This window comes from Mycobacterium sp. 236(2023) (genome assembly GCF_029623955.1).
Taxonomy (GTDB): Bacteria; Actinomycetota; Actinomycetes; order Mycobacteriales; family Mycobacteriaceae; genus Mycobacterium.
Map to the genome: position 1 here is coordinate 1 of NZ_JARSBP010000017.1, position 11,694 is coordinate 11,694.

Annotated in this window: 12 protein-coding genes and 1 pseudogene; 6 read left to right on the top strand and 7 right to left on the bottom strand. The window is 62.9% G+C overall.

Features of this window, described 5'->3' with window-relative positions:
* Nucleotides 1-63 precede the first annotated feature (63 nt).
* Nucleotides 64-666: a TetR/AcrR family transcriptional regulator gene (locus tag P9A17_RS32745; RefSeq protein ID WP_278042980.1), complete on the top strand. Its 603-nt coding sequence runs from the start codon at nt 64-66 to the stop codon at nt 664-666.
* On the opposite strand, the gene P9A17_RS32750 is transcribed toward P9A17_RS32745, so the two are convergent.
* Nucleotides 663-965, bottom strand: a complete 303-nt coding sequence (locus P9A17_RS32750) for a hypothetical protein (RefSeq protein WP_278043014.1) — start codon at nt 963-965, stop codon at nt 663-665. The genes P9A17_RS32745 and P9A17_RS32750 overlap by 4 nt on opposite strands.
* A 57-nt stretch (nt 966-1,022) precedes the next feature.
* Here P9A17_RS32750 and P9A17_RS32755 point away from each other — a divergent pair, with 57 nt between their 5' ends.
* The gene (locus P9A17_RS32755; RefSeq protein WP_278042981.1) at nt 1,023-1,670 is read left to right on the top strand and encodes a hypothetical protein; all 648 of its coding nucleotides are present in this window, start codon (nt 1,023-1,025) and stop codon (nt 1,668-1,670) included.
* Between the two features lie 11 nt (nt 1,671-1,681).
* On the opposite strand, the gene P9A17_RS32760 is transcribed toward P9A17_RS32755, so the two are convergent.
* From P9A17_RS32760 to P9A17_RS32770, 3 genes are read right to left on the bottom strand one after another with little or no spacing between them, the layout of a single operon-like run.
* Nucleotides 1,682-2,908: a cytochrome P450 gene (locus tag P9A17_RS32760; protein WP_278042982.1), complete on the bottom strand. Its 1,227-nt coding sequence runs from the start codon at nt 2,906-2,908 to the stop codon at nt 1,682-1,684.
* Nucleotides 2,905-4,137, bottom strand: a complete 1,233-nt coding sequence (locus P9A17_RS32765; RefSeq protein ID WP_278043015.1) for a CoA transferase — start codon at nt 4,135-4,137, stop codon at nt 2,905-2,907. Before P9A17_RS32765 ends, P9A17_RS32760 begins: the two co-directional genes overlap by 4 nt.
* A gap of 49 nt (nt 4,138-4,186) precedes the next feature.
* Entirely contained in the window at nt 4,187-4,717 is a 531-nt protein-coding gene (locus tag P9A17_RS32770) for a nuclear transport factor 2 family protein (RefSeq protein WP_347403874.1), read from the bottom strand.
* Nucleotides 4,718-4,822: 105 nt separating this feature from the next.
* Here P9A17_RS32770 and P9A17_RS32775 point away from each other — a divergent pair, with 105 nt between their 5' ends.
* The 3 genes from P9A17_RS32775 to P9A17_RS32785 all read left to right on the top strand — a co-directional run bounded on the left by P9A17_RS32775 (nt 4,823) and on the right by P9A17_RS32785 (nt 8,479).
* The gene (locus P9A17_RS32775) at nt 4,823-6,454 is read left to right on the top strand and encodes a class I adenylate-forming enzyme family protein (protein ID WP_278042984.1); all 1,632 of its coding nucleotides are present in this window, start codon (nt 4,823-4,825) and stop codon (nt 6,452-6,454) included.
* Between the two features lie 136 nt (nt 6,455-6,590).
* Nucleotides 6,591-7,379 carry an SDR family oxidoreductase gene (locus P9A17_RS32780; RefSeq protein WP_278042985.1) on the top strand — a complete coding sequence of 263 codons (789 nt, stop codon included), beginning with the start codon at nt 6,591-6,593 and terminating at the stop codon, nt 7,377-7,379.
* A gap of 65 nt (nt 7,380-7,444) precedes the next feature.
* A complete protein-coding gene (locus P9A17_RS32785) occupies nt 7,445-8,479 on the top strand; it encodes a dihydrodipicolinate reductase (protein WP_278043016.1) in 1,035 nt (344 codons plus the stop codon).
* 19 nt (nt 8,480-8,498) lie between these two features.
* Here P9A17_RS32785 and P9A17_RS32790 read toward each other — a convergent pair whose 3' ends face one another.
* On the bottom strand, nt 8,499-9,281 hold the full coding sequence (locus P9A17_RS32790) for an SDR family oxidoreductase (protein ID WP_278042986.1): 783 nt from the start codon (nt 9,279-9,281) through the stop codon (nt 8,499-8,501).
* A gap of 125 nt (nt 9,282-9,406) precedes the next feature.
* Here P9A17_RS32790 and P9A17_RS32795 point away from each other — a divergent pair.
* Nucleotides 9,407-10,228, top strand: a pseudogene (locus tag P9A17_RS32795) (mycofactocin-coupled SDR family oxidoreductase).
* A gap of 13 nt (nt 10,229-10,241) precedes the next feature.
* Here P9A17_RS32795 and P9A17_RS32800 read toward each other — a convergent pair.
* Both P9A17_RS32800 and P9A17_RS32805 read right to left on the bottom strand, forming a co-directional pair.
* Nucleotides 10,242-10,664, bottom strand: coding sequence for a hypothetical protein (locus P9A17_RS32800; protein WP_278042987.1), 423 nt, complete (start codon nt 10,662-10,664; stop codon nt 10,242-10,244).
* A 39-nt stretch (nt 10,665-10,703) separates the two neighbouring features.
* Nucleotides 10,704-11,393 carry a hypothetical protein gene (locus P9A17_RS32805; protein ID WP_278043017.1) on the bottom strand — a complete coding sequence of 230 codons (690 nt, stop codon included), beginning with the start codon at nt 11,391-11,393 and terminating at the stop codon, nt 10,704-10,706.
* Nucleotides 11,394-11,694: the final 301 nt, after the last annotated feature.

An 11,694-nucleotide genomic window follows, 5' to 3' on the forward strand; every position in this document is an offset into this window, starting at 1 on the left:
ACGTCGGGAACAGGCGTGCCCACCAGTGGACTCATCCTGGCGCCTCTCAGCTAGCCTCTCCGCATGACGCAAGCGACCGCCGCCGACACCCGAGAGGCGATCATCTCGGCGGCATTCGCTTGCTTCCGCACACGCGGCCTGGCAAAGACCACCATCGTCGACATCGCCAGGACGGCTGACGTCTCCCGGAGCACGTTCTACGAATACTTCCGGGACAAGGAGACGATTGTCGAGGCATGCGCCGAAGCCGCCTCACAGCGTTTCTACCGGAACATGGCCACCGCCATCGACAGATACGGCGGCAGCACGCTCGAGGACCGGCTGGTGCGAGCTGCAGTGTTCGTCGCCCAGGCCCGTCGTGTCGTCGAGCCCGAGGTGTACTTCGATCCCGAAGAAGTGAACCTGATGCTCACCAAGAACGCGGCCACACTTCTGCGGGAATGCGCCGAGTTCCTCGCCCCCTATGTCGCCGCTGCACGCGTCACAGGTGAGGTTCGCAATGACCTCGATGTTCCCACTGCGACAGAGTGGTTCGCCCGAATGCTGTTCTCGCTCTTCACCACTCCGTCGCCCTACTTCGATTCACAGGACGACGACTCGGTCGCCGAGTTCGTCAAGCGATACGTCGTAGCCGGCTTCGGCGACCGCCGTTCGAAGCGTCGTTAATCGCTCGCGGGCAATGGCTTGGCCTCTTTGAGGAGCAACGGCGTGGCGCCGAGGGTCAGAGTGCCCTCGCCGGCCTTGGTGACCAAGACCTCACAACCGGTATCGTCGATGTAGCGCTTGCCTATCAGCGTCCCGGCGCTTAATGCGGGATCCAAGGTGAGCTCCCCGTCCTTCGTCGCGTCCAGCGCCACCATGACCGCACCGCCGCAACGCAAGCCCGCCCGACCCTCGGCGGCCTTCACCACGATCACCTGGGTGGCGCATACCTGACTCTGGAGACGTGAACCTGACTGGATCACCATGCTCGAACCTCTCCATCGCACCAGCCACATCAGTTGTGGCGCTCCATCTCGGATATGGCTATTCTCAATAATGAATTGAATGATTTTCATTCAGCGTATGGCATCTCAACCCCGACAGACAAGCGATGGAAACCTATGGCTGCGGCTTACCTTCCGACCGAAACCGATGGTGATCAGCCGGCCGCCGGAGACGCGAGCCGCGGTCGCGGAAGTAAACACCGGCTCATGGTGCTTACGTCCGAAACGCGAGATACGGTCGCCTCGGCCGGAGGCTTCATCTTCGACCGCGCGGCTGCGGGTTGGGACGTCGCTGTCCACCTGCCTGACCACGTCGACGACCGCGCGTTCCGCATCCTCGGTGTCAGGACTGTTGTGCTGCAACGCGATATCGACCGGACGAGTCAAGCCGACTGCATTGCCATCGCCGGATCGCTGTACGACACCGATCGGAAAACTCGCCGACTCTTCCAGATGGCCGCCAGGAAGGGCGGCACAGAAGTCGCCCTCTGGGGCGCCCATTGGCCGCGAGATTTAGAACCCGGCGTAGGCATAGTCGAACACAACCTCAGCCTTGCGGCACTCGCCTTCAAAGCGGCGGCGATGAAGGCGGTCGGCTTGGAAATGCCGTGCACACAGAAGGAAGCGTTCTACAGCGGCTCTCACCGCATCGACATCGCCGCTCCGCTGCTTGCCCCGGCCTGACAGCGATCGCGTCAGCCGCGCCGCCTGACGGGTACGTTGGACCAGCCGGCGACATTGGACATGGCCACCCGCCTCAGGCCGGCCCGGTCGACCTCGTAGTCCGGCAGGACGTCGAGCAGCGCGTCCAAAGCGATGCGACTCTCCATCCGCGCCAGCGCTGCCCCGAGGCAACTGTGTACGCCGTAGCCGAACGCCAAATTGAATCCCATTTTGCGCTCCCGGTCGATGTCCAGCCGGTCCGGATCGGGGAACATTCGCTCATCGCGCGTCGCCGACGCGGTGAGCAGCAGCACGGCGCTGTCTGCCGGAATCGTGACGCCGTGCACCGTGACATCCCGCGTCGTGGTACGTACCTGGTACTGGGACGGCGCTTCGTACCGCAGCAGCTCCTCGATGGCGGCGGGAATCTTGCTGCGATCCTGCCGCAGACTCTGCCATTGTTCGGGGAAGTCTGCGAACGCCACAATGGCGTTGCCGATCAGCTTTGTCACCGTCTCCGCGCCGGCTCCACCGAGGAGCGTCGCGAAGCCCGCGATGTCGACATCGGTCAACGTGTCGATTTGCCCGTCACGCTCGATCTCCGTCTCGATGAGCCGGCTGATCATGTCGTCCTCAGGCTTCTCACGTCGCTGCTGAATGAGTTTGTAGTAGTAGATCCCGGTGTTCATCGACGCCTCGAATCCTTCACGAGGAACAGCGATCTCACCGGGATGTCGCTCCAGGAGCAGGTCCAGCCAGAGTCGAATCTGGTGGCGATCCTGTTCCGGCACCCCCAACATCGTGGTGATGACCTCGTTCGGGAAGAGTGCCGAAAAGTCCGCCACAACATCGAACGACGATGGATCGATCGCGCCGATCCGGTCATGTACCTTTTCGCGCACCATATCTTCGAGCGCCGCGATCGCACGTGGCGTGAATACGCTGCTGACCAACTTGCGCATCTTCTGATGCTCGGGCGGGTCCATCGAAATGATCACCTTCGGGGGCGGGATGGCGTCGTCATGAGCCTTCACCACATCGAGGGTGGCACCTTTGGCCGACGAGTACGTCTCGTGGTCCTTGGTCGCCGGCGCGACATCGTCATAGCGTGACAGCGCCCAGAAATCCCACTTCGCGTTGTAGTAGACGGGCTTTTCGTCACGCAGCCGGCGAAAAGTTGGGTACGCGCCGGCGAAGAACTCCTCGGAGAACGGGTCGAACTCGAGAGGAGCACCTCCAATCTCCTGTTCGATACTCACAGGATGGCTCCCGCTTCCTTGTATCTCTCGATCGCTTCCCAACTGATGCCGGCATCCATCAGTACTTCCTCAGTATGCTGGCCGTGTTCTGGCGCCCCCGGCGGCACCACACGCCGCTCGTCGAACTGAACTGGATTGGTGGGCAGCGCATATGGCGTTCCGTTCATCGTCGTCGTTTGAGCCACATAACCATTGGCGGTGACAGCAGGATCAGCGCAGAGCTCGCCAGGTGTCTGAACTGCCGACCAAGCGCCCGTCAAGCCGGCCAGCGCCTGCCGCCACTCAGCCAGCGTCCGCTGCGCGAACACATCGTCGAGAATGGCGATCAGGGCCACACGATTCTCGTAACGGGAGGCCGGATCCGAGAACCGCGAATCGTCGATCAACTCCGGAACATCCAGAGCGTGCATAGCTTCCGGATAGAACCGGTCCAGTTGCAGCATCATCAACTGCACGAAGCGGCCGTCCTTCGTACGATACGTACCGACCAACGGGTTCGGTGCGTCGGCGTGTCCGTACTTGGGAATCGCGCCACCGCCGTGAATTTGACTCACCGCGACATCGGGGCTGAGATTCCATGCGGCCAGACCCAGGAGCGACACGTCGACCACCGAGCCCTCCCCCGTTCTCGCCTTTTTGTACAGCGCCGCGGCGATGCCGCCGGCAATCGTCATACCGCCGAGCAGGTCGCCGAAGGCCGGGCGGGACCGCACGAGTTCGTCATGCTCCTCGGTGAGCACCGTTGCGATTCCTCCGCGCGCCCAGTACGAAACCCCGTCGTAGCCCGCCTTGTCGGCGTCAGGCCCCTTGGGTCCGTGCCCCGACCCCCGGACATACACGACGCTCGGGTTGACCTCGCGGATGTCGTCTACGTCGATGCCCATCTTCTTTCGCCGGTGCGGCAGATAGCTCGTGAGGAAGACGTCGCAACTTTTCGCAAGCTCCCTGACGACCTCCTGGCCTCCCGAGGTGCTCAGGTCGACGCCAATCGATTTCTTGCCTCGATTGGGGATCTCAATCATGTAGTTGACCGAATTCCCACCCGCATCCACGATGCCCATGGTGACCAGACCGCGCTGCGGATCGCCGCCGTCTCGCGGCTCGACCTTGATGACCTCGGCACCCCATTCGGCGAGCACGGCGCCGGCCGAAGGAACGAATGTCCAAGCGGCAACTTCGAGCACGCGTACTCCGCTGAGCACTTTGTCTGTGGAAATGACGTCCTCCAATAGATTGATGATGATCGCGAACACTGCGCACTGTTCGCAAGCGCGCCATTCACGGTTTCGCTGACAGGCGCGCGGGCAGCGCCGGATCCCCTTCCTCCCAGAAGCGACGCCAGGACTCCATTCGGTGCGGCATGGCCGCGCGCAGTTGCACATCCGCGGGCCAACGGATGAAATCGGGACCGGGCCGTTCGGTCACGTCTACCGAGTACCACGGGTGTTCCCGGCGCCGCACGAAATACCAACTCCCCTCGCGGCGCTCATAGACGTCGTCGTATCGCATGGTGATGACATACCAACCCGTGCCGTCCTCGTGTTCGGCGCGGCAGTACACCGAGCCGGTGGCGTGGTCGGCATCGAGCAACTCGAACTGGTGTCCGCCGATGAGATGAATGCTTCGATAGAAACGCCGCAGAACGCCGTCGTACCAGCGCCTCAGAGCATCCCTGCCGCGGCCTTGCGATCCCGCCTCGACGTCATCGACGAAGAGGCCCACCAACGCATCAACGTCACGAGCGTCCAGCGCCATGGCGTACCGGCTGGGCAACTGACTCAGCTCGAGCGCCGCTTCGACGCGACCCAGCCGATCGGTCACAGTCCGACTCTCGGCAGCGTCCACGCGAACAGTGTAATGGGCACTGGCGCGATACGAGAACCTTGATTCTCATATTCGGTAGAGTCGGTACCTATGCCGATCCCGACAATTACACCGACCGTCCCCGCGCTGGTGAGGTCGAGCGCAGCGCGGTTCGGCGACAAGCCATTCTTGATTGCCGGTGGCCACGAGCTCAGTTACGTCGATCTCGATCGGCGCTCCGGGAATGTGGCCGCGACTCTGCTGTCCAGGGGTGTGGGTAAGGGTGACCATGTCGGGATACTGATGCCGAACAGCATCGAATGGGCGGTGGCTTGGTTCGCGATCACGCGCATGGGCGCGGTCGCGGTGCCGCTGAACACTTTCTACAAAGCTTCAGAATTGGCGTGGACTGCCCGGCATGCCGACCTTCGGGTGGTTCTGGCGTCGCCGAAGTTCCGTAATCAGGACTTTGTCGGCCTGCTCGAGGAGGCGATACCCGGCCTGGCCGATCAGAGCGACGCCGAGCGAACCTTCGTGAAGTCGGCGCCTTACCTACGAACTGTCGCGATATGGGGCGACTGCGATCGACCATGGTGCACGTCGATCACCGACGACCAACCGTCGGCGATCGACACGGACTTCCTCGTCGGTGTCGAATCCTGTGTGACGCCGGCCGACGATGCGCTGATCATCTACACCTCGGGCAGCACCGGCAATCCCAAGGCGCCCGTGCACAGCCAGGGCACCTTGATTCGGCACACCTACAATCTCACCGCGCATTACGGCATCACCGGTGACACGGTCATGTTCACAGCGATGCCGTTCTTCTGGGTGGGCGGCCTCATCACCGGCCTGCACGCAGTGATCCACCACGGGGCCACCCTGATCACCCAACCGGCATTCGATCCTGCCGAAGCGCTGGAGCTCATCGAGAAGCACCGCGCCACGATCACGCTCGGCTGGCCGCAGCAGGGAAAGACATTGGCCGAGCATCCCGACTTCGGCCGACGGGACGTGAGCTCAGTGCAGAGGACCAGCATGCCCGCGATGGTTGCTGCGGACCGTCGGCCCCCGGGACCGAACGCGCTGGGCATGACGGAACTCTGCGGTAACCACATCGGAGTCGACCCCTACCTCGCGCAGCCTGCCGAACGCTCGCAGACCGGCGGCTTCTCGATCGAGGGCCTCGAACACATACTGGTGGATCCGGACACCGGAGAAGAAGTTCCCGAGGGCACAGACGGTGAGATCTGGGTGCGCGGGTACTCGCTGATGCAACGCCTCTACAAGCGTGAACGCGAAGACGTCTTCACCCCCGACGGGTACTACCGCACCGGCGACTGCGGCGTACGCAGCGATGACGGCTGGATCATGTTCACAGGAAGGCTCGGCGATCTGATCAAGACGAGCGGGGGTACCAACGTCACACCGTCTGAAGTCGAACTGGCACTGACCAATTGCGCCGGAGTTCTCGAGGCGTACGTCGTCGGCGTCGACGACGGCGAGAACGGCACGGTGGTTGCGGCCGCGGTCGTTTCGCGCGGCGAGGCTACTGTCGACGGCGACGAGTTGCGCACACAGGTTCGAGCCCAGCTCTCGGCGTACAAGGTGCCCAAGTTCATCTGGATCGTCGCCAAACAGGATCTCCCTTTCACCGCGACGGGCAAGGTGAAGAAGTCGGATCTGGCGGCAGTGCTGACCGGATGGCTGGCGCGGCGTCAGACCGCGTCCGAGTGTCCGTAGGAAAGCTTGGCGGTCGTCAACGAAGTCGGCCGCTCGTTCGACGATGCCGGGGATTCTCGATTTGCGCAAATACCTATTTTCATTGAGTTAGATTGACGAAATAATTCGCTTGGCTTCCCCATTGGAGAGGTACGCCGTGGCTCTGGAGCAGTTCCGTCTCGAGAACCAGGTCGCCATCGTGACCGGCGCCGGCCGCGGCGTCGGCGAGGGCATCGCCAAGGTGCTCGCGGAGGCGGGCGCGACGGTCGTCGGGACCGCGCGGACGACATCCGAAGTCGATCAGACGATCGCCGATATCGAGGCAGCGGGCGGCAGAGGCCTGGCGCTCACCGCCGATGCACTCGTTCGAGAAGACAGCGAGCGCGTGATCCGCACCGCGGTCGACGAGTTCGGCCGGATCGACATCTTGATCAACAACGTCGGGTTCGCCACCTATGGACCCTTTCTGGGCCTCTCCGAGGACAACCTGCGGAGCACGTTCGACTACTGCGTCACGTCGGCCTTCACCATGAGCCAGCTCGCGGTGCCGCACATGTTGAACGTGGGACGTGGCTCCATCGTCAACATCTCCTCTGGCGCAGGTCGCTTCGGCATCCGCGGACTACTGCCCTACAGTGTGGCCAAGGGCGGTCTCGAGGCAATGACCCGAGCCATGGCGCAGGAACTCTCCCCCAAGATCCGTGTCAATGCGATAGCCCTGGGTGCGTTCATGACCACCGGCCTGCAGTCCAGCTTCGACTTGATTCCCGGTTCAGAGGAACAGCTGAAGGCCCGCACACCGCTGCACCGCGTCGGCGATGTCGCCGATCTCGGTCGCCTTGCCCTGTATCTGTCGACGCCGGACTGCTATGCGACCAGTTCGGTCTTCGTGGTCGATGGCGGTCTGCAGGGCCCGAATTCCGAACTTCCCCTCCCTGATCTGTGACAGACGAAGGAGCCCACTGTATGACTGACAAGCCGCTACGCATCGCTGTCATTTCCACGGGGTGGATCAGCAGTGTGTCGATCCGTGCGATCGTGCGCCGTCCCCATCTCGAGCTCGTCGGTGTGTGGGTGCACAGCGCCGAGAAGGTCGGGCGGGATGCGGGTGAGATCGTCGGCATAGGTCCGATCGGCGTCACGACGACCGGCGACCTCGACGATATCGTTGCGTTGAAGCCCGACTGCGTTCTCTACGGCGCCGCCAGCGCTGAGATGGACGCCGCCGCGGTGCGCGACTATGTGCGCCTGCTCAACGGCGGCCTCAACGTGGTGACCACAAACACTCCTGGAATGATGTTCCCGGACAGGTGGATTCCCGAGCTCGCCAGCCAGGTGCGCGCCGCTGCCGAGGCCGGCGGCGTCACCATCTACACCTCCGGTATCGAGCCCGGTTTCGCCGGCGACCAATTCGCCGTGCTGCTGACGACGTTGTCGAACACCATCAGAACCATCCGCGCGCAGGAGATCTTCGATTATTCGGCATACCCGAACCGGGATCTGATGGTCACTGCGATGGGCTTCGGCCAACCCCTTGACTTCACGCCACTGCTGGAACTCGAAGGCGCCCAACAGTTCGCCTGGGGTCCGCCCATCGGACTGGTCGCCAAGGCACTGGGCGCCGAACTCGACGGAGTCAGCGAGAAATACGAGCGAGTGCTCACCCCGCGTGACCTGAATGTGGCATGCGGCCTCATTCCGGCAGGGACGGTCGGTGCTGTTCGGGCCGAAACCACGGGGATGGTCGATGGCCATCCCGTCATCACCATCGAGCACATCAACCGCATGGCTCCCGATCTCGCACCCGAGTGGGCGACCGCACCCAACGGGACCTACCGTCTCATCATCGAGGGCCAGCCCCACATGCAATGCGATCTTCGATTGGGGACCGAGGACACCGCGGAGTCGGCCAACGCCAACGCCATGGAGGCGACCGCGATGCGGGTCGTCAACGCCATCCCGTACGTCGTGGATGCCGCCCCGGGGATCGCGACTTCCCTGGACCTGCCCATCACCGCGCCACGCGGTGCGCTCGATTTCAGCTGAGAAGAGCGCGCCCGCACCACTACACGGTGAACATCGGCCCGCGCGGCGCGCCGCGGACCTCGTTACCGCCGTCGACTGCGAAGCTCTGCCCGGTCATCCAACTCGATTCAGGACCCGCCAGATAGCGGATGGCCGGGGCGATGTCATCCGATACTCCTAGTCGTCCCAGGGGAACACGCTCAAGGAAGCTGCTCGTCAGTTCCTCGAGATGAATGTAACCCTGGGTCGTGGCCGCCTCGGTCAATCCGGGTCGCACGGCGTTGACACGAATGCCCTTCCCACCAAGCTCTGAGGCCGCCACCTTGATCAACATCTCCAGTGCCGCTTTGCCCGCCGAGTAATGTCCCAGCCCCTCCATCGGGATCTTCGCCGACGTCGACGAGACGAACACGATCGATCCACCATTCGTCATCAGGGGGGCGCCGTAGCGTAGGGCCAGAAAGTTGGATCGCAGATTGCCCATGACGTGGCCGGTGAACGTCGCCAGGTCCTGCTGTACCAGCGGTCCGGTCCCCCCGGTGGCCACTGTGCCGACGACGATATCGAGCCTGCCTGCGATGTCGAATGCCGCCTGAGCGGCGTTCTTCACTGTGTCCTCGTCCTCGGGATCGCCCTTGTGCACGTGGATTTCAGCGCCTGGTGCGCACTCCATGATGCGATCGCGCGTGGCGTCGAGCCTTTTCGACGACCGCCCCAGCAAGAACAGCTTCGCGCCGTCGGCGGCGAGCAGTCGGGCGCTTGCTTGCGCGATTCCTGCCGACGCTCCCAGGATGAATGCGGTCTTGTCGTCCAGGATGCCCATCGTTCCTCGTCTCTTCACAGGGACTTCGCGCCACTCGGGCCGACGCTACCAGCGGCCGGTAATGCCAGTTCTCGTTTCACGCAATAGTAGTTCTCACCAAGAACGAGTTGCTGTACCGTACCTGTGTGACCGACTTGACCGGCAGGGTCGCGCTCATCACTGGTGCCGCGCGCGGTCAGGGCCGCGCCCACGCCGACCGATTGAGCGCCGATGGCTGCGATGTGATCCTGGTCGACGTCGCCGGACCGTTACCCTCCTGCGTACCTTATGATTCAGCGACTCCCGAAGACCTGGACGAGACGGCTGAACGAGTGAGGGCCAATGGCCGGAAGGCCGTCACTGCCGCAGTCGATACCCGTGACCATGCGGGTCTGTGCGCCGCAGTGGATGACGCCGTGGGCCGACTCGGGCGACTGGATGCGATCGTCGCCAACGCGGGCATCTGTGTTCCTGCACCATGGGACCAGGTCACCCCGACTGACTTCCAAGAGGTCGTCGACATCAATCTGGTCGGCACCTGAAACACTGTGATGTCAGGCGCCAAGCACATCATCGCCGGCGGACGCGGCGGCTCGATTATTCTCATCGGCTCGGCCGCCGGAATCACGATGGAGCCGTTCATGATTGCCTACACAGCCAGCAAGCACGCCGTGGTCGGCCTTGCGCGCGCGTTCGCAGCGGAGCTCGGAAAGCACCGGATAAGGGTGAACAGCCTTCATCCCGGATCCGTCGCGACACCGATGGGGACCGGTAGGATGCTCGACGCCATGGCCGAGGCATCGGCCTCGAACCCGGTGCTGCGCAACGGCTTCAGCAAGCAATTCCTGCCTGACGCTGTCACCATGCCGGAGGATATCGCAAGCGCCGTCGCGTGGCTGGCGTCCGACGAATCGCGGTACGTCACAGCGACGGCGATGTCTGTGGATGTGGGCGCGACCCAGGGATAGCACGTACGCGGCGTCACGGTTGTGACGGCTCGTCGGCCACACGTTCCTCGTGGATGCGCACCAACTCACGGAAGCCGACACGCGGATACAGCGGAACCGGTTGGACACCCCATCGGTCCTCCGCCGTCTGCTGACCCGCTGCTTCCGGCGGACCACCGAAAGGCGGCCCGCTCAACGGGTACGGCTGTCGGCACTCCAAGGAGTCATCGGAATACCTGACCTTCATCAACTCACTGCAGATCTCGGTAAGTGACAGTGTCGGCCAGCCGTACCAGAGCGCCAGAGCAGGCACCGTCAACGCACCTTCGATCACCAGCCCGAACAGACAGACGAAGAGACCGCGCTTGAGCCAGGTGTGCAACCGTGCGAACGGCGCAGTCGTCCCCAAGGGCAGTTCTTTCGGTGACGCATAGACAGCGGCGTTCGAGTCACTCACGGCATCTGCTTTCTCACGTATCGGCGATTGGCGCCACGGTCAGTCGGTGAAGATTTCGCGGTTCACTGTGTGCAGGTAGGGAATAGCGAGGAACGGCGTGATGTAGAAGATGTTGTACAGCCACCAGCCGAACACCGGGAAGGCCGTCCCCGCATAGCGGACATCGGCATACATCGTCATGTTGAGGATGTATCCCAACCAGGCGATGACACCGAACCAGCAGGTGACCACCATCCACTGGTGTCCCCACCGCTTCATCTGCAGGAAACCGATCGCCGCGGCGATGCGCATCGGGAAGACGACCACGATGCACACGATGATCCACGCCTTCTCACCAGGCGCACCCGCGCCGCCGATCCACAATTCGTTGTAATGCCAGAAGTACCCTCCATCCATGAGGTTCCCCCACGCGGTGAATATCGTCCGCGTGACGAGAGCATGGTTGGCAAAGACGTCGAGCCCCCATCCGATGCTGTTGATGGCCGCGTCGAGGATGATGACGTAGCCGATGAGCGTGACCATCAACGGCCGGACGGACAATCCGGCACGCGCGGCCCGCCGGAACAGCACGACGCCCCTGCAGAAGATCGGCAGACCGACAGGACCCAGGACCAAGGTGCCCATCAGCACGGTGCCCACGATCAGCCAGCGATCCGCTTGGCGCTGAGCGCGTTTGCTTTCGTCGTGATGCTCATCGAGGCTGGTCGCTGAACTCCGAGGTCGCGGCATCGGCTCATTCACGACACTCACCAGCCCTTCGCGAAGTACATCTGCACCTGGACGAGAAACATCGCGATGAGTGCCGAGTATATGACGACCTGAAACACAATCAGCGCTCGACGACGGCGCCTGTCCTGTTCATTCATTTCGTCCTCGCAGGAGACGGTGCTATGTCGAAATCGAGGTCACGCCAGCGAAAAGCATTGTCCTGCATGGTCAGAATGTTCCTATGTTCGCGAGAAGCCAGTACCAGAATCCGACGATGCCGATCATCGCCCCCCACGCGAAGGCCAGGCGGACGAGCTCACTC

What these genes read in the sequence shown, in the direction of transcription:
- P9A17_RS32745 (WP_278042980.1), top strand. Translation starts at nt 64, where the DNA reads ATGACGCAAGCGACCGCCGCCGACACCCGAGAGGCGATCATCTCGGCG.
- P9A17_RS32755 (WP_278042981.1), top strand. Translation starts at nt 1,023, where the DNA reads ATGGCTATTCTCAATAATGAATTGAATGATTTTCATTCAGCGTATGGC.
- P9A17_RS32775 (WP_278042984.1), top strand. Translation starts at nt 4,823, where the DNA reads ATGCCGATCCCGACAATTACACCGACCGTCCCCGCGCTGGTGAGGTCG.
- P9A17_RS32790 (WP_278042986.1), bottom strand. Translation starts at nt 9,281, where the DNA reads ATGGGCATCCTGGACGACAAGACCGCATTCATCCTGGGAGCGTCGGCA.
- P9A17_RS32805 (WP_278043017.1), bottom strand. Translation starts at nt 11,393, where the DNA reads ATGCCGCGACCTCGGAGTTCAGCGACCAGCCTCGATGAGCATCACGAC.